Source organism: Pediococcus sp. (assembly GCF_003533255.1).
Lineage (GTDB): Bacteria > Bacillota > Bacilli > Lactobacillales > Lactobacillaceae > Pediococcus > Pediococcus parvulus.
The window spans coordinates 1-24,915 of sequence record NZ_DOEM01000013.1; the positions used below are offsets into that span (position 1 = coordinate 1).

The 24,915-nt window shown below is 38.9% G+C and carries 23 protein-coding genes and 1 riboswitch; of the genes, 4 read left to right on the forward strand and 19 right to left on the reverse strand.

Annotation, left to right across the window (positions count from 1 at the left end):
• Positions 1 to 388: 388 nt before the first annotated feature.
• The 12 genes from lysS to pth all read right to left on the reverse strand — a co-directional run bounded on the left by lysS (position 389) and on the right by pth (position 15,617).
• Positions 389 to 1,861, reverse strand: a complete 1,473-nt coding sequence (gene lysS / locus DD627_RS03725; protein ID WP_147206719.1) for a lysine--tRNA ligase — start codon at positions 1,859 to 1,861, stop codon at positions 389 to 391.
• Between the two features lie 94 nt (positions 1,862 to 1,955).
• Positions 1,956 to 2,963 (reverse strand): tRNA dihydrouridine synthase DusB, encoded by a 1,008-nt coding sequence (gene dusB / locus DD627_RS03730; protein WP_057783543.1) that lies wholly within the window; start codon positions 2,961 to 2,963, stop codon positions 1,956 to 1,958.
• 127 nt (positions 2,964 to 3,090) lie between these two features.
• On the reverse strand, positions 3,091 to 3,975 hold the full coding sequence (gene hslO, locus DD627_RS03735; RefSeq protein ID WP_057783545.1) for an Hsp33 family molecular chaperone HslO: 885 nt from the start codon (positions 3,973 to 3,975) through the stop codon (positions 3,091 to 3,093).
• Positions 3,976 to 4,123: 148 nt separating this feature from the next.
• On the reverse strand, positions 4,124 to 6,283 hold the full coding sequence (gene ftsH, locus DD627_RS03740) for an ATP-dependent zinc metalloprotease FtsH (RefSeq protein WP_260274576.1): 2,160 nt from the start codon (positions 6,281 to 6,283) through the stop codon (positions 4,124 to 4,126).
• Between the two features lie 96 nt (positions 6,284 to 6,379).
• Positions 6,380 to 6,922 (reverse strand): hypoxanthine phosphoribosyltransferase, encoded by a 543-nt coding sequence (hpt, locus tag DD627_RS03745; RefSeq protein ID WP_057783549.1) that lies wholly within the window; start codon positions 6,920 to 6,922, stop codon positions 6,380 to 6,382.
• Positions 6,922 to 8,319, reverse strand: coding sequence for a tRNA lysidine(34) synthetase TilS (gene tilS / locus DD627_RS03750; RefSeq protein ID WP_260266774.1), 1,398 nt, complete (start codon positions 8,317 to 8,319; stop codon positions 6,922 to 6,924). The genes hpt and tilS overlap by 1 nt, the downstream gene beginning before the upstream one ends.
• Positions 8,320 to 8,399: 80 nt before the next feature.
• Positions 8,400 to 8,882 carry a S1 domain-containing RNA-binding protein gene (locus tag DD627_RS03755; protein WP_057783553.1) on the reverse strand — a complete coding sequence of 161 codons (483 nt, stop codon included), beginning with the start codon at positions 8,880 to 8,882 and terminating at the stop codon, positions 8,400 to 8,402.
• 154 nt (positions 8,883 to 9,036) lie between these two features.
• Positions 9,037 to 9,408 (reverse strand): FtsB family cell division protein, encoded by a 372-nt coding sequence (locus tag DD627_RS03760; RefSeq protein WP_057783555.1) that lies wholly within the window; start codon positions 9,406 to 9,408, stop codon positions 9,037 to 9,039.
• Positions 9,409 to 9,621: 213 nt separating this feature from the next.
• Positions 9,622 to 9,891 carry an RNA-binding S4 domain-containing protein gene (locus DD627_RS03765; RefSeq protein ID WP_057783557.1) on the reverse strand — a complete coding sequence of 90 codons (270 nt, stop codon included), beginning with the start codon at positions 9,889 to 9,891 and terminating at the stop codon, positions 9,622 to 9,624.
• 31 nt (positions 9,892 to 9,922) lie between these two features.
• A complete protein-coding gene (locus tag DD627_RS03770) occupies positions 9,923 to 11,512 on the reverse strand; it encodes a polysaccharide biosynthesis protein (protein WP_375710186.1) in 1,590 nt (529 codons plus the stop codon).
• 18 nt (positions 11,513 to 11,530) lie between these two features.
• Entirely contained in the window at positions 11,531 to 15,037 is a 3,507-nt protein-coding gene (mfd, locus tag DD627_RS03775; RefSeq protein WP_260274577.1) for a transcription-repair coupling factor, read from the reverse strand.
• A gap of 22 nt (positions 15,038 to 15,059) precedes the next feature.
• The gene (gene pth / locus DD627_RS03780; protein ID WP_057783561.1) at positions 15,060 to 15,617 is read right to left on the reverse strand and encodes an aminoacyl-tRNA hydrolase; all 558 of its coding nucleotides are present in this window, start codon (positions 15,615 to 15,617) and stop codon (positions 15,060 to 15,062) included.
• A 273-nt stretch (positions 15,618 to 15,890) separates the two neighbouring features.
• On the opposite strand from pth, the gene DD627_RS03785 reads away from it, so the two are divergent.
• The 3 genes from DD627_RS03785 (at position 15,891) to cbpA (ending at position 19,195) form a co-directional block, all read left to right on the forward strand.
• Positions 15,891 to 16,853, forward strand: coding sequence for an L-lactate dehydrogenase (locus DD627_RS03785; protein WP_057783563.1), 963 nt, complete (start codon positions 15,891 to 15,893; stop codon positions 16,851 to 16,853).
• Positions 16,854 to 17,034: 181 nt separating this feature from the next.
• Positions 17,035 to 18,417, forward strand: coding sequence for a L,D-transpeptidase family protein (locus tag DD627_RS03790; protein WP_260274578.1), 1,383 nt, complete (start codon positions 17,035 to 17,037; stop codon positions 18,415 to 18,417).
• A gap of 130 nt (positions 18,418 to 18,547) precedes the next feature.
• The gene (gene cbpA / locus DD627_RS03795; RefSeq protein ID WP_057783566.1) at positions 18,548 to 19,195 is read left to right on the forward strand and encodes a cyclic di-AMP binding protein CbpA; all 648 of its coding nucleotides are present in this window, start codon (positions 18,548 to 18,550) and stop codon (positions 19,193 to 19,195) included.
• Between the two features lie 100 nt (positions 19,196 to 19,295).
• Here cbpA and DD627_RS03800 read toward each other — a convergent pair whose 3' ends face one another.
• On the reverse strand, positions 19,296 to 19,805 hold the full coding sequence (locus DD627_RS03800; RefSeq protein WP_057783568.1) for a QueT transporter family protein: 510 nt from the start codon (positions 19,803 to 19,805) through the stop codon (positions 19,296 to 19,298).
• A 7-nt stretch (positions 19,806 to 19,812) separates the two neighbouring features.
• Positions 19,813 to 19,857, reverse strand: a riboswitch (PreQ1 riboswitch).
• 42 nt (positions 19,858 to 19,899) lie between these two features.
• Here DD627_RS03800 and DD627_RS03805 point away from each other — a divergent pair.
• Positions 19,900 to 20,388, forward strand: a complete 489-nt coding sequence (locus DD627_RS03805) for a GNAT family N-acetyltransferase (RefSeq protein ID WP_068806892.1) — start codon at positions 19,900 to 19,902, stop codon at positions 20,386 to 20,388.
• Here the strand turns inward: DD627_RS03805 and DD627_RS03810 are convergent.
• The 6 genes from DD627_RS03810 to cshA form a co-directional block, all read right to left on the reverse strand.
• Entirely contained in the window at positions 20,373 to 20,738 is a 366-nt protein-coding gene (locus DD627_RS03810) for a DUF488 domain-containing protein (RefSeq protein ID WP_260266778.1), read from the reverse strand. The genes DD627_RS03805 and DD627_RS03810 overlap by 16 nt on opposite strands.
• A 98-nt stretch (positions 20,739 to 20,836) precedes the next feature.
• Positions 20,837 to 21,208, reverse strand: a complete 372-nt coding sequence (locus DD627_RS03815) for a type II toxin-antitoxin system PemK/MazF family toxin (RefSeq protein ID WP_057783572.1) — start codon at positions 21,206 to 21,208, stop codon at positions 20,837 to 20,839.
• A 21-nt stretch (positions 21,209 to 21,229) separates the two neighbouring features.
• Positions 21,230 to 21,493 (reverse strand): hypothetical protein, encoded by a 264-nt coding sequence (locus tag DD627_RS03820; protein WP_057783574.1) that lies wholly within the window; start codon positions 21,491 to 21,493, stop codon positions 21,230 to 21,232.
• Between the two features lie 74 nt (positions 21,494 to 21,567).
• Positions 21,568 to 22,695, reverse strand: coding sequence for an alanine racemase (gene alr, locus DD627_RS03825; protein WP_068806884.1), 1,128 nt, complete (start codon positions 22,693 to 22,695; stop codon positions 21,568 to 21,570).
• Positions 22,696 to 22,703: 8 nt separating this feature from the next.
• Positions 22,704 to 23,063 carry a holo-ACP synthase gene (gene acpS / locus DD627_RS03830; protein WP_260274579.1) on the reverse strand — a complete coding sequence of 120 codons (360 nt, stop codon included), beginning with the start codon at positions 23,061 to 23,063 and terminating at the stop codon, positions 22,704 to 22,706.
• Between the two features lie 275 nt (positions 23,064 to 23,338).
• Complete coding sequence (gene cshA, locus DD627_RS03835; protein WP_057783580.1) at positions 23,339 to 24,901, reverse strand: degradosome RNA helicase CshA; 1,563 nt, start codon at positions 24,899 to 24,901, stop codon at positions 23,339 to 23,341.
• Between the last annotated feature and the right edge of the window lie 14 nt (positions 24,902 to 24,915).

Consider the following 24,915-nt stretch of genomic DNA (forward strand, 5'->3'; position numbering starts at 1 on the left):
GTTCAGTTTTCAAAGGTCTACTAGGCTGTTCCAAAAGATAAATTCAATTTTCGACAGCTATATAATAATAGCATTTTGAATTAAGTTCGTCAACAAAAACTTTTTTTACAAGTTTTGTTGGACATGATGTCTTTCTAAACAACGTGTACTAGTATAACCAAAAAATACCCGATTGGTCAACACCAAAATTCGACCTTCTCGAGTTCAGAGCCAAAATTCATTAAACAAACTCACACAGATCCGAACAATTTGTATTCACCACAACATCTTGTTTCCATTTTAAGCAAACCTGTCATTAAATTATCAGCTTTCAAATATTATAAATAGTAAAATAAAAAAACAAACTATTTGCAAAAAAATTGCAATAGTTTGTTTAAATGGCTCTATTCTATTTATCTGGACGCATTGTTGGGAATAAAAGCACATCTCGAATTGATGGCGCATCAGTTAATAGCATAACTAATCGATCAATTCCAATACCCAAACCGCCTGTTGGTGGCATCCCGTATTCCAAAGCTTCGATAAAGTCTTCGTCAATGCCTTCAGCTTCATCGTTACCCTGTTCACGTTCTTTAACTTGTGCCTCAAAACGTTGACGTTGATCAATTGGATCATTTAGCTCAGTAAAAGCATTAGCAAACTCATTGCCTTTAATGTAAAGCTCAAATCGGTCTGTAAACCGTTCATCATCAGGATTTTTCTTTGCCAATGGTGAAATTTCCACAGGATGACCGTAGATAAATACAGGTTGGGTTAACTTATCCTGAACTAATTGTTCAAAGAATTCATTGATAATATGGCCTACTTGCCACCAATCTTCATAATGAATTTTATGTTCATCAGCTAACTTCCGCGCATCTTCCAAACTCATCTTTGGCCAAAAGTCTACACCGGTATACTTCTTAATTGCATCTACCATGTGCATACGAGCAAAATCCTGACCTAAATCAAGATCAGTTCCTTGAAATGTGATCTTACCATCTGGTGAAACTGCTTTAACAGCTGCCTTAAAAATGCCTTCAGTTTCATCCATCACATCATGAAAATCAAAATAAGCAGTATAAGTTTCAAGCATTGTAAACTCAGGATTATGACGCGTGTCCATTCCTTCATTTCGGAAAACACGACCAATTTCATAAACGCGTTCCATGCCACCAACGATCAGACGTTTCAAATGTAATTCCAACGCAATCCGAAGATACAAATCAATATCCAACGCATTGTGATGAGTAATAAATGGTCGCGCATTAGCACCACCAGCCTGAGAGTGGAGTACTGGGGTTTCAACTTCTGTATAGTCCAAACCATCTAAATACTTACGAACTGCACTGATAATCTTGGTTCTCTTCATGAAGCGGTCAAAACTATCATCATTTGAAATTAAGTCTAAATAACGTTGACGATAAATTTGTTCAACGTTTTGTAAACCATGATACTTATCTGGAAGCGGACGAAGCGCCTTAGTTAAGAAAGTTAAATCAGTTGCTTTAACTGTCAACTCACCCATATCAGTTTTCATTACTTCACCAGTAATACCAATAAAGTCGCCAATATCAGCTTGTTTAAAAAGGGCATATTCATCTTCGCCAACAGTATCTTTACGAACATAAATCTGCATGGTCCCCTTACGATCCTTAAGATCTGCAAAACCAACCTTACCTTTTCCACGTTTAGACATCATGCGGCCTGCAATGGTTGCCTTAACATCCTTTTCTTCTAATTCTTCTTTTGAAAGCTCACCATATTGTTCATGCAATTGATTAGTTAGATGTGTGCGTTTAAACGCATGTCCAAACGGATCAATCCCTTTATCTCTTAAATCCTGCATTTTTTGACGACGAACTTTCAATTGATCGTTCATGTCTTGCTCTTTTTGTGCCACTGAAAAAATCCTCCTCTACCATTAGTCTCACGTATCCATGATGCCTATTTTACACTAAAAAAGCAAGTACCGATTACCTTGCCATTTGTTGACGTTTAATTGCCCGCTCTTGTTGTTGCTCTGCAAAGCGATCAAATATGTCATCCATCTCTTTTTCGGACTCTGCATTGTTAAGTGCTACCTTAGTTCTCGCCGAATGAGAAATTCCCTTCAGATAATACGCTGCTTGCGTTCTGAACTCTCTCGGACCAACATAGTCACCCTTTAGTTCCACCAAGCCATGTAAATGTTCCTTTGCAATTCGAATCTTTTCTGCTGGTTGCGGCTCATCGATTAACTCGCCAGTTTCAAGATAAGCAGAAACACGGTGCAACATCCAAGGATTACCCAAAACTGCGCGACCAATCATCACAGCTGTAGACCCAACTTCATCCAGCATTCGTTTGGCATCCTCAGCTGTTTTAACATCACCATTACCCATAAATGGAATAGTTAATTGATCAGAAACTTGTTTCAAAATATCCCAATCCGCATGACCCGTATACATTTGTTTCCGGGTTCTACCATGCATCGCCAAAGCTGAAGCGCCAGCTCGTTCGGCAGCCAAAGCATTCTCAACCGCATAAATATGATCAGAATCCCATCCTGTCCGCATTTTCACAGTGACCGGTTTTTTAACCGCATCTGTCACATAAGAAACCATTTCATAAACTTTATTTGGATCTAACAACCAACGTGCGCCTGCTTCAGTTTTCACAACTTTGTTAACTGGACAGCCCATGTTGATATCAATTATATCTGCAGCTGTATGCTGATCCACAAATTTAGCGGCCTCCACTAAGGTCTCTTTAGTACCGCCAAAAATTTGAATACTCATTGGATGTTCGTGAGGATCCACATTCATCATACTTAATGTTTTTTTATTTTTGTACATGATTCCACGATCAGAGATCATCTCGCAAACAACAAGGCCTGCACCAAACTTTTTACAAATCAACCGAAAAGCTGAATTTGTAACACCAGCCATAGGGGCCACGACTAGTTGGTTAGGAATCTTAACATCGCCAATTTGCCATTCCATTTTGTCACCTCATCTACATATTTGATAAATCCACTTTAGCTTTTATCTTGATCATTGCCAATTATCTTACTAAAAGTCAGTCATGAAATTTATAATAGCACATAACTGATAGTCACCCAAATAAAAATTAGCTTTGTGACTTAAGTAAAATAGCTTTTAGTTCAACTTCACTGTAATGATACTTATTCCCACAAAACCGACAAGTGACCTCAGCACCATGATCTTCTTTAATCATCGTTTTAATTTCGTCAGATGGTAAACTCGACATGGCCGCCGCAAAACGATCCTTTGAACAATCACATTCAAATGAAACTGGCATCTTATCTAAAATTTTCACTTTATCATCTTTAAACAGAAGTTTCAAAATGTCCTCTGGTGTCTTTTTTTGCCGTAATAAATCAGAAACTAATGGTAGATCATTCAAAGTAGTTTGCAAACGATCGATTGCTTCGTCACTCGCTCCAGGCATCACTTGAATCATGAAACCGCCGGCTACTTCAACCGTTTCATCAGGGTTGACAAATACTGAAACACCCACTGAAGAAGGAATTTGTTCGGATTGCGCTAAATAATAAGTAAAGTCGTCCCCAATTTCTCCGGATGCCAATCCCACATTTCCCGTGAACGGATCTTTTAATCCCATATCCTTAGTAACTGAAAACGTTCCCTGATTACCAACAGCCTTACCAACATCAATATGATGTTTACTATTCAAAGGCAATGAAACATGTGGGTTCTTCAAATAACCTTTAACTGTCCCATTCGCATTACCGTCAACCACAATCCCCCCGACTGGGCCACCACCATTAATTTTAACCGTTAATTTTTCTTTACCTTTCAACAACGAAGATGCAAGCATTACCGTACCAACTAAAGAACGTCCCAATGCTGCCGTCGCTGCACTCCATGTATCGTGGCGTTTCTGCGCTTCTTTAACCAAGTTTGTACCGTTCACCACATAAGCACGAAACATGCCATCATTAATAATACTTTTAATTAAATAATCTTTCATGTTTTCTCCTCAAGTTTTCTTTTACCGTCTTACATTTTCACACATCTTGTAATCGAAACCAACCCCTAACTACTCAAAAACAGCAAACCAATAAGGAAGTTCCTTACTAAATTTGCTGTTTTTATAAACCTTTATTTCAGATTCAATTTTACAAATTCGTATGATCATTAGAATCATGATCTTGTGAATCGCTCGAATCATCATGTGAACTTGGTAAACGATGATTGCTACCAGTATTGCTAGTAGAATCTTCATCATGTTCACTAGGAGCTTCTAATTTAGAGTCCGAATCACTAGTATCGCCATCATCATCATCAGCATGGCGTTCAGCTTCCTTACGTTCCAACTCACGTTTAGATTCTTCAAACGTTGCCGCTTTTTCGCTTGGAAATTCTGAAGCACCATCCTTAGAAGGCATTTCTCCCGTTTTATACAAACTCAAAATCTGCTTTTCATCCAATGTCTCATATTTCAACAAAGCTTCAGCAATAATCTTGTGTTGTTCACGGTGAGCAGCAATAATATCCAGTGCTTTTTGATGACCTTCTTCAGTCAAACGACGGATCTCATCATCAATGGTTGCGGCCGTCTTTTCAGAATATGCTGGCCCATTTTCACCATAGTATGACTGACCTGGAGCTGATAATTCAACCTGACCAATTTTATCGCTCATCCCGTACTGAGTAACCATAGCACGAGCAATTCCAGTGGCTTGTTCAAAGTCATTGGAAGCACCTGACGATTGAGAATCAAAGATTGTTTCTTCAGCAGCACGACCACCCATTAAACCGGCAATCTGTTCCATAGCATCTTTCTTAGACATTAAGTTTTGGTCCTCACGAGGAAGCATGATGGCATAACCGCCAGCACGACCACGAGGTACAATGGTAACCTTATGAACCACACGGGCATCATTCAAAACAAGGCCAACAATTGTATGGCCCGCCTCATGATAAGCCACAACCTTACGTTCCTCAGGACTGACAACTGCATTCTTTTTAGCAGGTCCCGCAATAACTCGATCCTCAGCTTCGTCCAAATCTGAAGCATCAATAATCTTTTTGTTACGTCTTGCCGCAAGTAAAGCAGCTTCATTTAACAAGTTTTCAAGATCAGCACCCACAAACCCTGGAGTTTGTTTGGCAATCTCATTCAAATCAACATTTTTATCAAGTGGTTTGTTCTTAGCATGAACTTTCAGAATAGCTTCACGACCACGAACATCAGGACGACCAACCAAAATCTTACGATCAAATCGACCTGGCCGAAGGAGAGCTGGATCCAAAACATCAGAACGGTTAGTAGCCGCCATAACAATGACGCCTTCGTTCCCTGTAAATCCATCCATTTCAACCAGTAACTGGTTCAAAGTTTGCTCACGTTCATCATGACCGCCACCAACGCCGCTTCCACGACGTCGACCAACAGCATCAATTTCATCAATGAAAATGATAGAAGGTGAATTCTTCTTGGCTTGATCGAACAAATCACGCACACGACTAGCCCCAACACCAACAAACATTTCAACGAAATCGGAACCAGAAATGGAGTAGAAAGGAACCCCTGCTTCACCGGCTACCGCTTTTGCCAACAATGTTTTACCAGTACCAGGAGGCCCCTCTAAAAGCACACCAGATGGAATACGAGCACCCAATGACACGAACTTTCGAGGATCTTTCAAAAATTCAACAACTTCAACAAGCTCTTGTTTTTCTTCCTCTTCACCCGCAACATCAGAGAAACGAACTTTATTAGCCTTTTTATCGGCCGGCTTGACTTTCGACTTACCAAAGTTCATTACACCCTTACTACCACCGCCACCTTGACCTGCTTGGCTCATCATCATGTAGAAGAAGACGATGAAAATTAACAGTGGTAAACCAGTAATTAATAATTGTACCCAGAAACTGTTAGAAGCTTCTGGTTTTGTGTCCATTTTGACATTTTCCTTTTGCGCAGCTTTCGTGATCTGTGCAGTTGTTGAATCATTCTGCAAAACAGATGTTGTAAAGCTTTCAACTTTAGTAGTTGAAGTTGACGCCGGGAATAAACCAGATTGAGCACTGCCTTTTTGCGCTGTACGGTATTTACCAGTAATCTTGTAAACACCATTAGTTGGCTGTACGACAAAACTCTTAACCTTGTTTTTTTGTAATTGGGACACAAATTGGCTTGAAGAAATAGATGCCGTTTGTGTACTGCTTCCTTGACCGGTGACAAAATAAATAATGCCCACCAAAGCTAAGAAAACAACGATGTAAAACAAACTATTTTTAACAAGTCCGTTGTTATTCCCTTTTTTATTCATTGGAATCCTCCTTGTTGATGGTTTTACGAACGGTGAGCAAACGTGTGCTTAGCCTTCGATAGATAGATAATATCACACTTGACCAATTTTGACCAATTATTTATCCATATAAATTTTGGGCTTCAAAACACCGACGTATGGCAAGTTACGATACTCACCTTTATAATCCAAGCCATACCCAACCACAAATTCATTAGGGACTACAAATCCCACATAATCTGCCTTAGCTTCCAACACACGACCGGTTGGTTTATCCAATAAAGTGCAGACTTTCACACTTTTTGCATGGCGATCTTTCAAAAGATCAATAATAAATTTGAGAGTTCGACCTGTATCCACGATATCTTCAATAATAAGCACATCACGGCCACTTACGTCTCGACTAATATCCGTCACCAATTGAACTTCACCACTAGACTTTGTACCACCATGATAACTAGAAACGTCAATAAAATCTAACTGAGTGTATGTATTCATTTGTCGCATGACGTCAGTTGTGAAAAATACTGCTCCAGATAACACACTCAAGACTACAGGAACTTTACCTTCGTAGTCACCTGATAATTGTTTGCCTAACCGTGCACAGGCATCAGCAATGTCGGTTTGACTATATAAAACACGTTCAATATCATCGTTCATCAATTTGATTCCTCCAGATTATTGGGTTTCCAGATTATGAAATACTTAGATTCTTCTACCTTAAACGTTTTCTCAAGCCAACTTTTACGAAGGCCTAATAACCAAATTGGTTTCCCATTCCCGTCTACCAGCAATGGCCACCCTTTTCTTTGCCAATTAGAAACCTTGGCATCCATTAAAACACGTTGTACCTTTTTATGACCACCAGTTTTCAATCTTAACTGATCTTGCCTATTAGCCGGGCGCACAGAAAGTGGCATGCTAAATTGGTTTTGACTAAGCTGCATTGTTTGTTGCAAATCAGTCACCTTACCTGAGTATTTGTCAGCTTCAAATACAGCAACCTGACCAAAGCTTTCAATCAAATGCCATTGATTCAATATTAACATAGAATTCCGCGTTATCAGCGTCTTTTTATGGATTTTTGAAATCAATTGAAAACTAAATTTGTCGTATGCTTTCACAAACCACATCTGTGAATTAATTTGAATTTTCCCCGATGGTTTTTTCAAATTACCAAGAAGTTGTAGAATTTCTGTCTGTTGTTTTTTAGAAACTAATCCTTTGCCCACTTCTTTATTACTAATGAACTCTAAAGCTAAGCTCTGCCATTCCACACTTAATAATAAAAACTCTGGAACTTTGTACCCTTCATCAATTAGTAGATTCTTGACAATCTTTTCTTCATACTGCCGTGTGGCCAATATTAACGTCTGTAACTGAGATTCATAGCTTTGAACATGTTTCAGAAATTGCGGATTTTCTTGCTTAAGCCGGGGAACAATCTCATGGCGCATTCGATTTCTCGTGAAGCTTTCATCTGTATTGGTTTGGTCTTCATACCACTTCAAATGTCTAGACGTTGCAAAATCACGAATTTCTTCTTTTGAAAAAGATAATAGTGGCCGTACGATTTTCGTTGTCTTAGTTAAGTCTCTCGAACCAATCCCCTGTAATTGCTGTAGTGCGCCACCCCGAACTAATTTCATTAGAAAGGTTTCAGCTTGATCGTCCGCTTGATGAGCAGTGAACAAAAAACGAGCTTGCAGGTTTTGCGCGACTTCTGCAAAAAAATCATAACGCACCTTTCGAGCCGCGTTTTCAATCCCCGTGTCCGGATGTTGACTTAATGGCCAAACTTTAATTCTCAATTGTAAGTTGTGTTTACGTGCATAGGCTTCAATAAAGATCTGTTCTTCTGTACTCTGTTCCCTTAATTTATGATTCACATGGGCCACAATTATTTTTGGTCGGCAGCTCACCGGTAACTTTTCTAACAATGTTAATAACACCATAGAATCAACCCCAGTTGAAACGCCCACAACAACTGAATCCGTTGGCTTTACATGATACTGCCTGATGATTAAATCAAAAGCTTTTTGTAATTGGATGGCCATTAAATTTCACCTTCTAATTTGAAGAAAAGCCCGACCAAAACGTTTGTTTTGTAACGGGCTTCTCACTTTATTTTATTTAATTAACTTCGACGACCTCCGCGACCTCCGCGTTTGCCTTCAGTATTACGTTTCAAAGTTGTTAACCGGACTTCACTATCTTTCAAAAAGCCTGATAACAAAGAGTCAAAATCTTTGGGATCGTCATGTTGCTTGTTTGAATGGCCTTGATAATGAGAACTTGGCTTTGAAGAACGATGTGAACTAGCCTCATGTTCGAAATGATTTGAATGACTACTTTGGTTATGATTATGATGCGCTGGAGCTGGTTGTTCCTCAGCTTTACGAATTGACAAACCAATCTTGCCATCATCGCCAACTGTTAGTACTTTAACGGTGACTGTATCGCCGACCTTTAAAACATCATGAATATCTTTCACAAATCCATTGGAAACTTCACTAATGTGAACCAATCCGGTTTTGTGATCGCCTAAATCAATAAACGCACCAAAATTAGTAATTCCCGAAACCTTGCCAGATACCTTTGACCCAACTTCAATTGCCATAAAAAAGTACTTCCTCCTTAGACTATGTGTAATAAGTATAGCACCACATGAATGCAAGTGCGAGTATATCCTAAACGAATTTTTAAACAAAAAGTGATCATCTTTTCCGTGAGAATACGCACTCGAAAAAGATAACCACTTCTAAAAAATTCAATTAATTTTGACTGACATCGGATGAATGATCCGAAGGTAAACTGTAAATTATTTCACCCGATTTACTATAATAGTATTTTTCTCTCAACAATTTTTGTAAGTAATTGGAATCATTTAATTGTTTCACTTGCAAACCTAGCGTCTTATTTTCTGCTTTTGCCGCAGAATAATGTGATTTACTAGTCTGAATTTGTTGATCCACAGCCGCTCGTTGATAGTGAGTGTGGATAATTTGAAAGCCAAAAATACCAACAAATACAATGAAAATTCCCATAATGATATAAAAACGGTGCAGTCGAGTTGTACGAATTTTTCTGATTTTTTCGTTTGTTTTGGTTAAATTACGCTGTGACCCGTTCACGTTACTTGCCATTTACACAACCCCCGTCCCCAAATTTTAAACATCTCTAAAGGCAATTATAACAAGCTCTTATATCAGTGTCTATGGATTTGTTGGAAAGAATTCATTAAATTTTGTAAGTGGTTTCCTAACTACTAAAAAAGGGACTAAACTCCCACAAAGTGGAAAGCCAGTCCCAAAATAAACTAGTACTGATCTGCCTTTGGTTATAACAAAACCAGAAATCTATTTTCGAAAATCTTGTGCGTAATCTTCAGATAAAATGGTGTACATCCGCTCTGCATCATCCTTCTTGGTTGTTTCTAACAAAGCGTCTACCCGAATCGTTAATGTTTTATTACCAAATTTAATCACGATTTGATCATTTACTGAAACATCAGTTGACGATTTAGCAGTACGATCATTAATCAAGATTCTTCCTTGATCCGCAATTTCCTTTGCAACAGAGCGACGTTTAATAATTCTTGACACCTTTAAAAATTTGTCCAATCGCATTTATTTTTCCTCATTTCTTTTATTTATAAACCTACTTAATTAATTTCTTTAACAGTTTCTTACCATACGGAATCGTCAGCCACTCCCTTATGGTGAACAATCGTAATTCAATTGACATCGTCGCGAACACCAAAATTCCTACCAAAACAATCACGATAACCACTAAACTCAATCCAATTCGATTGAGATCTGGCAATAGGCTTAACAACCCCCAACGCATTAACGTAACACTAACAACCATCACTAGGCTTGCAACTGTCAGTTTACCAAAGAATTGCCATCCAAGATGCAATTTACCTTTTAAATAGGCGGGAATTCTTACTTGCATACATCCCAATATGACGGCTAAACTCAACACGGTAACCCAACTAGCACCGTCAATTCCATACTTCACGACTGCAATTTGATTTAAGGCAAGTTTGACAACCAAGCCAATTGTAAAGGCAAAGATGGCAGGCCGAAAAATATTTAGGCTCTGCAAAACACTATTATAAGTCGCAATTAGTGAGGCCAAAATAACAGCCACAACGTAAATCTGAATAGCCATTGTGCCTTCGGTATTGCCGAACAAAATCTGATTGATTTGTGGCAATAACGTCACCATTCCTACAGTTGCCGCAGTAGAAATAGCTAAACAAATATGAAACATCGATTGAGCAGTCCGTTTAAAATCATATTGATTGCGGTTTTGCACCGCCTTGGTTAGCGATGGTAATAAGGTCGTTGAAAACGAGGTTGCAATGACTAAGCCAAGCTGAACAAGCGGTTGAGCTCGATCATACACCCCTTTTAACGACTTAGCTGCACCATTAGATAAACCTTGCGCGACCAATCCATTTTTTACAGAAAATGAATCAATCAGCTGTAATAAAATGATGATTGCCGCAAACAGGCAAATCGTGCCACCTTCCACGAAAAAACGTTTAGTCAATTTTCCATAACTTCCGGAAATAAGTGGCTGTCTTGACAAGCCTTGTATTGGCACAAAAATTTTCACACGGAAAAGTCTTAAAAAGTATAGCGTACTAACAACTGCCGCAATCACGGCACCTGACATTGCCCAAGTGCCCATTTTGTAGACATCCCAATTTTGATGTGCCGCTGTATAGGCAACACCAATAATGACAGCTACCCGCACAACCTGTTCCATAATTTGCGAACGAGCAGTAGGTACCATCTGAAAAACACCTTGGTAGTATCCCCGACCAACCGCTAAAAAAGGCATAAAAACAAACATGAACGATACACATCTGATAATTGGCGTTAACCCGGAATCTCCCATTCCATGGGCAATCTCAGGTGCTCCAATTAACAAAAATACCACAAGGGCAAGGGAAATCAGACCTAAAATTAAAAAAGATTGGCGAGCCACTTTAACTTTCTGAGCTTCTGAATCTTGTTCTGCAATCAATTTTGAAATAAAAACTGGAAAACCGCTCAATGCAAAGGTGATTCCAATTCCGTAAATGGGATAAATTTGTTGATAGACATAAAAACCAGTATTGCCAACTAAGTTTTGCAGCGGAATTCGATAAATAGCGCTAAGAACCTTCGCCACTAATGACGCAATCGTTAGGATAAACGCTCCTTGCATAACAGTCTTCATTTTTTTATTTTGCACGGGAGTTCCCTCCTAAATTTACGCCACTTTTTTTATTAAAGCTTCTACAAACTGTTGTAATTGTTTTAACCAATCTTTTTCTTTCATTGCAGGCTGAATAACCAGTTTAATCTGCATCTTACCATTATCAATGTTTACCATAGCTCGTAATTGGGTGGCCGACAAAGCCTCAAAGATATCTGCCTGCTGAAGTTTTTGCGTAGCTCGCGCGGAAAGTGTCACAAATATATCGTCTTTTTGGCGCTGGATTTTTTCGATCAAGGCTTCATCAGCCAACATTTTAATCTGACCAACCGCCAATAAGTTGGTTACTTCAATTGGATATTCTCCAAACCGGTCAATCAAGTCCTCTTGAATTTCCACAAACTGATCTTGACTTTCAATTTGGCGAATGCGTTTATAAAGCTCAATTTTTTGTCGTTGATCTTCAATATAATCACTTGGCAAATAAGCCTCAATGCCAAGCTCAACCTCTGCGTCCGTCTTAACCTTCGCTGATTTACCCTGCTTTTTGGCGACCGCATCAGATAACATCTGCGTATATAAATCATAACCGACAGAATCAATAAATCCATGTTGTTGCTTGCCTAATAAATTACCGGCACCACGAATTGACAAATCTCGCATAGCAATCTTAAATCCTGAACCTAATTCCGTGAAATCCTTAATGGCCTCCAACCGTTTTTCACTAACCTCAGTCAAAACTTTATTGGGTTTGTAAGTGAAATAAGCATAGGCCACTCGACTACTGCGTCCAATTCGACCACGTAATTGATATAGCTGCGACAATCCCATGTGATCCGCATTTTCCACAAATAGCGTATTTACATTAGGGATATCGACACCAGTTTCAATAATTGTGGTGGTTACCAATACATCATATTCGCCCTGCACAAAATCATACAAAACGTCTTCCATTTGTTTTTCAGACATCTGGCCATGAATATAAGTCACACTTGCTTCAGGTACCAGCGCTTCAATCTGACTTACCGTTTCTTCGATATCTTCAACCCGATTATGCAAATAAAAGACTTGACCACCCCGTTGCATTTCGCGATGAATGCCATCCCGAATCGCACCGGCGTTTTCCTCCATAACATAGGTTTGAATGGGATACCGATTGGTTGGCGGTGTTTCGATCACAGAAAGATCACGTACTCCAATCATAGACATGTTCAAGGTCCGAGGAATCGGGGTTGCAGTCAACGTTAAAACATCCACGTCTGATTTCAGATGTTTAATTCGTTCCTTATGTTTCACACCAAATCGTTGCTCTTCATCAATAATTAGCAAGCCTAAATCCTGAAACTTCACATCTTTTGACAGTAATCGATGTGTGCCAACCACAATATCAACCGTACCATTTTTCAAACCTGTCAATGTTTCCTTGATTTGGCCTTTGGTTCGGAACCGAGAAAGCACACCAGCAGAAATTGGATAACCACTAAACCGGTTAATCATTGTTTCATAATGTTGCTGTGCCAAAATTGTTGTTGGCACTAAAAAAGCCACCTGTTTTCCTGATTCGATTGCTTTAAAAGCTGCACGTAGGGCTACTTCCGTCTTACCATAACCCACATCTCCTACTAACAACCGATCCATTGGTTTCGCGCGTTCCATATCACGTTTAATTTCTGTTACACTGCGCAATTGATCCGGTGTTTCTGTATAGGCAAAATCGTCTTCAAACTGATGTTGATAGTCATCGTCAGGTAAAAACGCATATCCAGTTTCTGCCTCTCGTTGCGCATAAAGTTCTACCAACTCATCCGCAATGTCTTCAATCTTTGCAGCAACTCGACGTTTAGTTTTCGCCCAGTCACTGCCACCTAATTTATTTAAGTGAGGTTTTTTGCCCTCAGACGCTACGTACTTTTGTACTAAGTTTAACTGGGTCACAGGAATAAAAAGTTTACCACTTCCCGAATACTGGATGGTAATGTAATCCTGATGCACCCCATCAACCAATAGCGTGGTCATCCCTGTATAGCGCCCAATTCCATGATTCACGTGAACAACATAATCTCCTGGTTTTAGTTCGGTGTAACTCTTTAGACGTTGCGCATTTTCCATTTTTTGCCGTTTAGGTCGTTTTTTGGGAATTTTTGCAAACAATTCATGCTCAGTTACAATCACCAAGCTGGCGTCTGGGAATTCAAAACCGCTTGCTAATTCACCTTGCATGATGGTCACGGTTTGGGCATGAATCGTCTTTCCATGAGCAACCACTGCGTCAATTTCAAAGTCTCTCAGTGTTTCGTTAACTTTGTCTAACCGATCCTTTTTTTGAATCAGAACAACAACGGTTTGCTGTTGTTTGTGCCATCGATCCATCTCCGTTTTTAGCACTGGCATTTGACCAAAGAATTCTTGCATGGCACGGGTACGAAGATCCGTTAATTTATCTAGTTTCAGACGACCAAGTCCCTTTTGAAATAGAGATAACAAAATTTGTGCTTGGTCATTTTCTTTAATTAACGTTCGAATCTCAAAACCAAACTTTTGTGTTGAAATTACTTCATGAGTTTTAAGTTTATCAGCAACCCACTCGGCTTCATCATCTTGCAAATCATTTTCGGCTTCTAGAATCCGTGAATAATCATCCATCACCAGTACACCAGAATTAGCCATATAATCTAACAACGTACTTTTCCTGTCATATAAATAATCCGTAAACACAATATCATCAGGCCGAACATCCCGTTGTTGCCAACGATCAAGAATATCAGTGGATTTTTCTGTCAATAATTGTAAATCATTATCACTTTTTAAATGTTTTTTTTCTTTTTCAACGGCCTTTTGAAAAACCTGGATCCCCTTTTGTAGCATGTCTCTAGTCACAATAAAGTCTGTGGCCGGCAAAATAAGACTTTCATCAATATTTTCTACACTGCGTTGATTCTCAGCATCAAAATATCTTAACGAGTCAACCTCAGTATCAAAAAAGTCAATTCGAACTGGGTATTCCGTGTCAAGCGGATAAATATCAACAATTGACCCCCGAACAGCAAAGTCTCCTGGGCGAGCCACCATTTCTTCGCGCACATAGCCCATATCAATTAATTGATCTTCCAATTGGGTAAGCTCAAATTCCGCCCCAACCTTCACATCCACCACGGCCTGTTTCATCACTTTTTTTGGTGGTAAGAAACGGCGAATCCCGGATACGGAAGTCACATACACTCCTGGTTTATTACTCAAAAGTGCTTGTAAAAACTCAGTCCGTTGACCTCGATAAATTGGAGAACTTGTGGCAGCTGAAGCCGCAAGTGTCTCTTCAGCAGGAAAGAGATAGATCTGGGTGTCATCAAGAACATTTTGTAAATCATCACTAAGTTGTTGGGCATGATAAAGATTATCTGAAACTGTTAAAATAGGAACCTGCTTCTTTTTAAGCAACTCACTTAATAAAAGGGTTCTTGCAGATCCAACAAGGCCGGTAACCAATTGCCGTTTTTTCGGTTGAGCTTCTTTTAAAACTTGTTGAATCCCATCGCTTTGGGCAAAGAAATCCTGAATCTCCATTATGGATCTCCTTTCTGATTTTCTAATTATACTTATTCATCAAATCTGCAATTGTCATTCCGTGAACCCAGTCTTCAAGACCTTTGATAGCTTGGTCAACACTTTCATCAAACAAAGGTTGTTGTGTGGCCGTGAATTTACTCAATACGTAATTAACCACCGTTGTCTTTTGGGGATGATCTGTTCCAACTTTTAAGCGGTCAAAGTCTTGAGTCTTTAAATGGGCAATTAAACTTTTTATGCCGTTGTGTCCACCAGCAGCACCCTTTTGACGAAAACGAATTTTACCAACTGGTAAATCCATATCGTCATAAACCACGATCAAATCTTTAATGTCAATTTTGTAATAATCCATCAAAGGACGAACCGCCCGGCCAGATTCATTCATATAGGTGGAAGGTTTTACCAACAAAACCTTTTCACCATTAATCTGTGTGGTTGCCAAACTTGCTTCCATTTGGTGTTTAGAAAATGTTGTGTGATATAGACCTGCTAGTCGATCCACAACCATAAAACCAGTATTATGTCTTGTTTCGTCATACTGTGTACCAATATTCCCTAATCCAACGATCATTTTCATGTTTATCTAAACTCTCCTAATTTCTTTCCAATTTGTGGCAAAAATACAAAATAGCCGAACAGAAATAATCCGTTCAGCACTCCGTTTGATTGATTAATCAATTGTAGCATATTCACTTATGGCTTGCAGTTTTGTAACCTCAAACACACTGAAAAAATAATTAGTGAAACCGACTAAATTTAATTTTGTGAAAAGTTTAATTAGTGAATGCGAAACCAATGGGTAACGTGTTATACTTGTAGCTGAAATCATAAATTGAAAGGATGTTATATTTTGTCTAATACACCAAATCATCAAAAAGTTGTTTTAGTCGGCGATGGCGCTGTAGGTTCAAGTTTTGCATTTGCAATGGCTCAACAAGGAATTGCTGAGGAATTTGTTGTTGTTGATGTTATCAAGGAACGTACTCAAGGAGACGCACTTGACCTTGAAGACGCAACTCCATTTACTTCACCAAAGAAGATCTATTCTGGTGAATATTCAGATTGCAAGGATGCTGACTTAGTTGTTATTACAGCCGGCGCTCCTCAAAAACCTGGTGAAACTCGTTTAGACCTCGTGAACAAGAACTTGAAGATCTTATCAACAATCGTTAAACCAGTTGTTGACTCAGGCTTCAACGGTATCTTCTTAGTTGCTGCTAACCCAGTTGACATTTTGACTTACGCAACATGGAAATTCTCAGGTTTCCCTAAGGAAAAGGTTATCGGTTCAGGAATTTCATTGGATACTGCTCGTTTACGTGTGGCACTTGGTAAGAAATTCAACGTTTCACCTGCTTCTGTTGATGCTTACATCTTGGGCGAACATGGTGATTCAGAATTTGCTGGTTATTCAGCAGCTACAATTGGTACAAAACCATTACTTGAAATTGCTAAAGAAGAAGGCGTTTCAGCTGATGATCTTGCTAAGATTGAAGATGACGTTCGTAACAAAGCTTACGAAATCATCAACAAGAAGGGCGCAACATTCTATGGTGTTGCAACTGCCTTGACTCGGATTTCTAAAGCAATCTTACGTGATGAAAATGCTGTTCTCCCTGTTGGTGCTTACATGGACGGCCAATATGACGGTTTAAAAGACATTTACATCGGTACACCAGCTGTTATCAATGGTTCAGGTTTGGTACGTGTCATCGAATCACCATTGAATGCTGACGAAAAACAAAAGATGGCTGCTTCTGCAAAAACTTTAAAACAAGTTTTGACAGACGGTTTAGCTAACTTAGAGAAGTAAAGGTAATAATTACTTCTGAGTAATTGAAAAACAACAATTCGCGAATTTCCATGATGTGAATTGTTGTTTTTTTTGTTTGCTTAGTTTTACCTATCATATAATTCTTATATTGAAGTTTCTTTCCTTTTGCAGTATCTTGAATTATACAATTAATACATGAACACAATTTAGGAGGAACAAAATGAGACACAAATCTAAAAGCAATTGGCGAGTACTTAGCATTTTCATCGTGCTTATCGCCGTTGTTTATGGGATCGGCAGTTATTACTTTGCTACCAACAATCGCTTTTTGCCTAACACTAAGGTGGCGGGAATAAATGTGGGTAATAAAACGGTGCAACAAGCATCCACTACCATCACAAATCAGCTGACCAATCGTAAATTCTCCATTACCCAAAATGGTAAAACTCTAACAAGCTTCAATACAAAACAAGTCGGTTTGAAGTTGAAATCAACCACGGCCTTAAAAACTACTTTAAACAAACAGTCAGTTTGGTCATGGCCACTTCATTTAGCGCATGTTGTGCAGGCCAGCTCAACCACTAAATTAACCACAACTCAGAATTCAAAACAATTCACAAAGTTGGTCAATCAAGAAGTCACTAAATTAAATAAGACTCGAACAGCGGGTAAGAACGGCACTTTGACCATTACAAATGGTCAAGTCAAATTAAGTAATGGAACGCAAGGAAACAAAATTTATGCCGCTAAACTAGCCTCCAAACTAAAAAAAGCTTTAGCCTCTGGTGCAACTACTCTCCCGATTACCAAAGCCGTTTATGCGTCAGTCACAACTGGTTCAGATGCTAAAATCGCAAAAAAAACGAATGCCATTATAAATGAAAAAGCAAACTATAATGTCGGTGGTTATAAATTTGCAATTCCAAAAAGTGAAATTGCAAAATGGCTCACTTACAAAAATGGTCAGCTCAGTTTAAACTCAACTTTAGTTAAAGCTTACGTTTCGAAAATTAATACCAAGTACCGGACCTATGGCAAAAAGAAGACATTCAAGAGTACATTACGTGGAACTGTTACGGTAAGTGGTGGATTTTATGGATGGAGCTTAAAAGTCGATGATGAAACGGCGGCCCTTACTGCAGAAATCCTAAAGGGGAAAGATTTTACACGGCAACCAATTGTTCAAGGAACGGGCTACAATACGAAGGAACAAGTTATTGGCAATACGTATGTTGAAGTCGATAAAAAGAACCAAAAGATGTTTATCTATGTCAACGGCAAATTAAAGCTTAAGACAAACGTCGTTACTGGCTTACCACCCAAACAAACAACAACAACCGGCGTTTGGTCCGTTTGGGCAAAGAAACGTAACGCAACTTTAAAGGGATCAGAATTAGATGGAACCAAATATGCTACTAAGGTTAGCTACTGGATGCCAATCGATGACACTGGGATTGGAATTCATGATGCTTCCTGGCAACCAACGTTTGGTGGTACTTGGTACAAGACGCACGGTTCAAATGGATGCATTAATACGCCACCATCTGTGATGCCAAAGGTTTACAAACTCGTAGCATTGGGAACACCAGTTATCGTTTTCTAGTTGCTTCTCAACCAAACATTAAAAGAGTGTGATAAAATAGTGAGAAGTCTCGTTATTCTATCGCACTCTTTTTGAAAACATGCTATCATTAAGCTTGTGAAGACTACTTATTCAGTTGGAGGGATGCTATATGCTCTTAAAATCACTTGTTAAACCAAAGGAACGTTTAACCACAGTGCGTGAAGACGCTACTTTGGAAGAAGCACTAAAAATTCTTGAGGATTCTGGCTTTCGTTGTGTACCTATTTTAGATGAAACTGGTCAGTTATTCCGCGGAAATATTTACAAAATGCATATTTATCGTCATAAGTCTCGGGGTGGCGATATGAGCCTTCCTGTGACAACTTTATTAAAAAATGCCACCAAGTTCATTTCAGTTAACGCAGCATTTTTTAATGTGTTCTTTTCAATTAAGGATTTGCCTTATATCACCGTTTTAGATGACAACAACCACTTCTATGGTATTTTGACCCACGCCCGTCTTTTGGACATGTTGTCACAATCTTGGAACGTGAACGTTGGTAGCTATGTCTTAACAGTCGTTTCAAGCGGCGAACGTGGCGACTTAGCTTCTATGGCCAAGATCATTACAAAATACACATCAATCGCTAGTGTGATGTCACTAGACGCTCAGGGTGGTGAGCTGGTTCATCGTACATTGTTCACTTTACCATCAGAGGTAGGCAAGAAAAAATTAGATCGAATTGTAGACAACTTGGAACGTAAAGAATTCCGCGTCCCTGAAATTGAAGATTTGCAATCATATGATCGAATTTAATTGAAAATTTAAAAACAAGCTGAGAAAAAGTAACTTTCATCTCAGCTTGTTTTTAGTTTGTGGATTTAAACAGTTAAACCATATAAAAATAACTGTTAATTTACTTTTCTTCAATACGTTGATTGAAGTGCACCACTTTATCCAAGTAATACATAATTGGTGCAGTAATGGTCATGATAATTAATTCTGAAACAGCAGTTGTAAAGTATGTCCACCAGAATGGTAAATTCAGCGTTAACTTTAACTCTAATGCCACTAAACACATCGAAACAGTGAATAAAACCGTATTTAACGCCATCTTCTGCCACATTTTTGGCAGCCGGGGACTGACATAGCCTACCACCAGCAAAGCCAACAATGTTTGTCCCGTCCCAAAAATAACATTAGGGATCGAATTACCTGGCCCAAACGCATTAAACAACAATACGCCCGCCGTAATTCCCCAAATATATTTTTTATTAAAGACGACCAAGTGGTTCAGCCCTTCAGAAATCCGAAATTGAATAGCTCCTGAAGCTAAATTTAAAATACCAACTAATAATGATAAAACAATGTACAATGCGGCTACCATTGCATTAATAATCCAGGATTTCGTCCGATGATTGGTCATAAGAAATACCTCCTTAGTTTTTTTGTGTGGGATAATTGCGAACCACGAACCTTTTTATGATATCATAAAATCATCTGTAATTCAGGAGGCTCCTATGAAAAATTCACTAATGATTCGGCCATTTTGTGATTCCGATGCCGAAACACTCTACCAAATGGAAAATGAAATTTGGGATTCAAATAACACACCTGCAAACGTCTCCTATCCAGACGCTCAGGCTTACCTTGAAGACCATTCCAGTCAGGACACCATTGTCGCTGTCCTCAATGATCTACCAGTGGGTGCAATCGATTTTCACCCGGCTACCTCTAAGGCAGCTTCAAAATATACTTGGACTTTTGGAATTGGCATTTCCCCTCAACAGCAATCTGTGGGAATTGGCGGACAATTGTTGGAACATTTCAAACACTTTGCAAAAGAATCTGGCGTCCACAAAATTCATCTGCGCGCCTTAGGAACCAATCCCGGAGCCATTCAATTTTATAAAAAACACGGATTCAAAATTGAAGGAATTTTGAAAGATGAATTTTTCCTTAATGGTATTTTTGTTGCGGACTATCAGATGGCCTATTTTTTTGATTGAGTTTCCACATATTTTTTAAGAACAACCGCTTGATTATGGCGTTCATCTTTGGCACCAAAAATAAAAATAACATCTTGTGTTTTTAATTTTGTCTGTACTTTTTCAATAAATTCTGCTGTAAACTCAGCTTTTTTTAGTTCTAAGCGATATTTTTCGGCAAACTCACTAAATTTTTCAGGATCATGCCCGAACCATTTTCTTAATTCGGTGCTTGGTCCTATTTCTTTTGCCCACCAATCTAACTTAGCGTTAACTTTTGAAATGCCTCGCGGCCATAAACGATCCACTAAAATTCGATACCCAGATTCATCAACTGGTTTTGTATACACACGCTCTAATTTAATTTCCAATAGTTTCCCTCCAAAAAAATCAAAATAAAAAGGCTAGTGACCAACTTGCTTGGCACTAGCCCTTTTAGTCTGTCCTATGTGTAATAGATCAAACATCTTTATGTACGTTGAATATTTTCAGTTAAGCCAATACTTACCTTTAAGGCATTATCAACTTCGAGCATTTTTCCAGATTTCAATTCTCCCACACGATCTTTAAGTCGTTGCTTATCAATCGTTCGAATTTGTTCGAGCAAAATAACTGAATTACGTTCAACCCCTGTCTCTGCAGCTGTAATTCCAACGTGGGTTGGCATTTTTGGTTTTTGAATCTTCGCAGTAATTGCTGCGACAATCACAGTAGGACTGTAGTGATTACCAATATTGTTTTGGATAATTAAAACAGGGCGCATACCACCCTGTTCCGACCCAACTACAGGAGACAAGTCCGCATAAAAAATGTCGCCACGTTTAATATTGGCATCACTCATTGCGATTGTCACCTCTAATTATTAATTTCTTAGAAACTCGTTATAACACTCATCATCACAAGCCTGAAATTCATGGACAATTTGCTCGTTTAAACTAGCCATTGTCTCATACCCCTCAATCAAGGCTTGAACGCGGTCAAATTGATGATCAGCAAAATAAGTCTCTACAACATCCTCAGAAACTGTCTCTTGATTAACGCCAAATAAATCACAATACGCCTGTAACCGGCTTATCGTCGCTTTTCCGTCATTAGTTATAGCCTGGTTCTGTTGAATGTTTTCCATGATCAAAACTCCCGTCGTTATTCATGAATTACCATTACTATATCACGTTTCCGTGCTAAATGGTAATAAATTTATTAAGATTCATGATCATTTAAGTAGTTTCGTGGAATCCGTGAAGAAAATCTACAAGCAATTTCATAATTAATCGTTCCAGATTTTTCCGCAACATCCACCATCGAAATCTCCTTATCGCCACTTTTACCAATCAAAACCACTTCTGTTCCGATTTCATAGTGTTTTGGCAATCGAATCATCAATTGATCCATGCAAACTCGCCCTACTATTTCACAAAAATGACCATTTACTAAAACATGAAATCCTTGCAAACAGCGGGGATAGCCATCTGCATAACCAATCGGTACCGTCCCAATCCATTCATCTTCCTCCGCCGTATACGTGGCACCGTAACTAACTGAACGTCCTTTTTTTAATAATTTCACAAAAACCAACGCAGAAGTTAGCGCCAATGCGGGCTGTAATTCATAGGGTTCTTTAATCATGCGTCCTGAAGGATTCATACCGTATAAAGCAATTCCAAATCGAATCATATTTCCTTCACAAGCTTTATGCCACAAACTAGTAGCCGAATTCGCAACATGAACATAGCGCGGTTTTTTGGTCAAAATAGCCATAAACGCTTTAAAACGTGCAACCTGTGTATTGAAATAGTGATCGTCCAGTTCATCTGCAGTCGCGAAGTGAGTAAAAATACCTTCAAACAAAAAACAATCACTATGCATTTTTAAGTAGGCAACCGCCGCTTTTAGTTCAACAGGTTCTTGAAACCCAATTCGTCCCATACCAGTATCTAATGCAAAATGGACACGAACCACCGAATCACCGCACAACACTTTGTTTGCTTCCTCTAGCCACTGCTGACTACCAACGGCAACGGAGATTTTTTGATCAGCCAAAATTTGTGCATATTTTGGTTCCACAATACCTAATACCAAAATTGGTTGGTTAAAACCAGCTTCCCGCAGCTCCAATGCCTCATCTAAAATTGCCACGCAAAAACCAGTTGCCCCCGCTTCAGAGGCAAAACGCGCCACATGAGTTAATCCGTGACCATAACCATTAGCCTTAATCACCGCAAATAACTCATTTCCAGGTTGCAAGCGTCCCAATTCTTGTTTAATATTTTGTCGGATTGCTTGTGCATCCACTTTGATAACCGTTGGTCGATGAGTTCCTGTGTTCATAAGACAATTTATCCTCTTTCTTCTAAAATCACTTGTGTCATTACATAATGTTCAGTATGTGAAATGGAAATATGCGCAATTCCTGTAAATGGTTGTTTCGTCACAGTTGGTTTACCGGAAGGATTATCCAAAATTTCAACATCTTGAAACCCAACTTCAGCACCCAATCCTGTCCCATAAGCCTTGCTATATGCTTCTTTTGCTGAGAAACGACCTGCCAAAAATTCACTAGCTCGTTTTCCCGTATATTTTTGATATAGGTTCTGTTCCTTATCTGTTAAAACCCGTTCCGCAAATTTGGGAAGGTTTGATTGCACTTTGAAAACCCGGTCAATATCAGTTAAATCGATCCCCGTTCCGTAAATCATAGGCTCATCTCCACATTTAAGTTACCTTTATTTTAACAGATCCCTATTTTATAAATACGCCTTAATCAACAAATCTCACGAAGCATACTTCAATAAGTATCACATCCACCTTTTAAGTGTAAAACGTGGCGTTGAATAAGTAAAACTCATCTTTCTCAAAGTAAGGTGAGCAATATTCACTTAGAGATCAAAAAAATAACCCTGCAGAAAATCTACATTTGCAGAAATTCAGAAGAGTTATTTTGATCACGCAAATCACCTTCAAGAAGAACTAACTAGTTATGTTCTCTGATTGTAAATTTACTATTGGATGAAGAATGACGGTTTCCGCTGTTATTGCTGCTACCACTGTTTTTCTTGTAGTTGCCATGGCTACGATCAGATGACTTACCATGATTGTTATCACGGTTGCCACGGTAGCTGCTACTACTGTTGCTACGACGTTTGTTGTTACCACGATAACCGCCACCTCGATGACCATTACCATGATAATTTCCGCCTTTACCGCCCTTATGTTTAGGCAAAGGACGTTCTGGTGTAATACGAACCTTAACTTGGCTAGAATCAGCCTTAGTTTTACTGCTTAATAAGGCAGCAACCAATTGTTCTGGCGTGTATTTTTCCAATAATTCTTTTGTTTGATCACTAAATTGGTCTTCGTGAGTCTTAGAAACAAGATCCTCAATTTCCTTTTCAGCAATTGCAACTCTGCCTTGGAAGGCTTCGTCGTTTGTTGGTGGTTTAAGTGGTAACATCCGTTTCTTAGTTAATTTCTCAACTTCACGGAGGTAATCCATTTCCCAAGGTGTCACAAACGTAACTGAAACACCATGTGCTCCGGCACGGCCTGTACGGCCAATTCGATGAACATAACTATCTGGATCTTGAGGAATATCATAGTTATAAACATGAGTAACTCCAGAAATATCCAATCCACGAGCCGCAACATCTGTTGCAACTAAAATGTCAATTTCACCATTTCGAAATTTTTGTAAAATACTAGAACGACGTTGCTGGGTTAAATCACCATGAATTCCAGCAGCATTGTATCCGCGCATTTCTAATCCACGAGATACTTCATCCACACGACGCTTTGTTCGTCCAAATACCAGTGCCAAAGCAGGATTTTGAACATCTAAAACACGGGTTAACATATCAAATTTTTCGAATTCTTTTGACTTGATATAATACTGATCAACCAAGTCAGCCGTTAATTCTTTTGATTTAACGATAACTTGTTCTGGATCAGTCATAAACTTCACACCAATTTTTCTCATTGCTGGAGGCATTGTAGCAGAGAATAACAATGTCTGACGGCTGTCAGGTGTTTCAGAAATAATAGATTCAATATCAGGCAAAAATCCCATGTCCAACATGTCATCTGCTTCATCAAGCACTAAGGTTTGGACATTTTCTAATTTAATTGTATGACGACGAATATGATCTAATAAACGTCCTGGTGTTCCCACAATAATTTGGGGATGGTTCTTTAAGTTCTTAATTTGCCGGCGAATATCTGCTCCACCGTAAACGACTTGCACTTTAACGTGCTTTGCTCTTCCTAAACGATACAATTCTTCTTGCGTTTGAATGGCAAGTTCTCGTGTAGGTGAGACTACTAATGCTTGCACGTTGGGATTATCAACATCAACGTGTTCCAGGATTGGCAAACCAAAAGCTGCCGTTTTCCCTGTTCCTGTTTGTGCTTGGCCAATGATATCCTTGCCAGCTAAAACGTGGGGAATTGTTTGTTCCTGGATCGGGGTTGGCGTTTCATAACCACTTTCTTGAATGGTCTTTTGCAACGCATCCGATAAATCGAAATCTGTAAACTTCAAATAATTTTCCTCCT

Excerpts from the sequence above, each read along its gene's own strand:
- lysS (WP_147206719.1), bottom strand. The coding sequence starts at position 1,861 with ATGAACGATCAATTGAAAGTTCGTCGTCAAAAAATGCAGGATTTAAGA.
- dusB (WP_057783543.1), bottom strand. The coding sequence starts at position 2,963 with ATGGAATGGCAAATTGGCGATGTTAAGATTCCTAACCAACTAGTCGTG.
- hslO (WP_057783545.1), bottom strand. The coding sequence starts at position 3,975 with ATGAAAGATTATTTAATTAAAAGTATTATTAATGATGGCATGTTTCGT.
- ftsH (WP_260274576.1), bottom strand. The coding sequence starts at position 6,283 with ATGAATAAAAAAGGGAATAACAACGGACTTGTTAAAAATAGTTTGTTT.
- hpt (WP_057783549.1), bottom strand. The coding sequence starts at position 6,922 with ATGAACGATGATATTGAACGTGTTTTATATAGTCAAACCGACATTGCT.
- tilS (WP_260266774.1), bottom strand. The coding sequence starts at position 8,319 with ATGGCCATCCAATTACAAAAAGCTTTTGATTTAATCATCAGGCAGTAT.
- DD627_RS03755 (WP_057783553.1), bottom strand. The coding sequence starts at position 8,882 with ATGGCAATTGAAGTTGGGTCAAAGGTATCTGGCAAGGTTTCGGGAATT.
- DD627_RS03760 (WP_057783555.1), bottom strand. The coding sequence starts at position 9,408 with ATGGCAAGTAACGTGAACGGGTCACAGCGTAATTTAACCAAAACAAAC.
- DD627_RS03765 (WP_057783557.1), bottom strand. The coding sequence starts at position 9,891 with ATGCGATTGGACAAATTTTTAAAGGTGTCAAGAATTATTAAACGTCGC.
- mfd (WP_260274577.1), bottom strand. The coding sequence starts at position 15,037 with ATGGAGATTCAGGATTTCTTTGCCCAAAGCGATGGGATTCAACAAGTT.
- pth (WP_057783561.1), bottom strand. The coding sequence starts at position 15,617 with ATGAAAATGATCGTTGGATTAGGGAATATTGGTACACAGTATGACGAA.
- DD627_RS03790 (WP_260274578.1), top strand. The coding sequence starts at position 17,035 with ATGAGACACAAATCTAAAAGCAATTGGCGAGTACTTAGCATTTTCATC.
- cbpA (WP_057783566.1), top strand. The coding sequence starts at position 18,548 with ATGCTCTTAAAATCACTTGTTAAACCAAAGGAACGTTTAACCACAGTG.
- DD627_RS03800 (WP_057783568.1), bottom strand. The coding sequence starts at position 19,805 with ATGACCAATCATCGGACGAAATCCTGGATTATTAATGCAATGGTAGCC.
- DD627_RS03805 (WP_068806892.1), top strand. The coding sequence starts at position 19,900 with ATGAAAAATTCACTAATGATTCGGCCATTTTGTGATTCCGATGCCGAA.
- DD627_RS03815 (WP_057783572.1), bottom strand. The coding sequence starts at position 21,208 with ATGAGTGATGCCAATATTAAACGTGGCGACATTTTTTATGCGGACTTG.
- DD627_RS03820 (WP_057783574.1), bottom strand. The coding sequence starts at position 21,493 with ATGGAAAACATTCAACAGAACCAGGCTATAACTAATGACGGAAAAGCG.
- alr (WP_068806884.1), bottom strand. The coding sequence starts at position 22,695 with ATGAACACAGGAACTCATCGACCAACGGTTATCAAAGTGGATGCACAA.
- acpS (WP_260274579.1), bottom strand. The coding sequence starts at position 23,063 with ATGATTTACGGAACGGGGATCGATTTAACTGATATTGACCGGGTTTTC.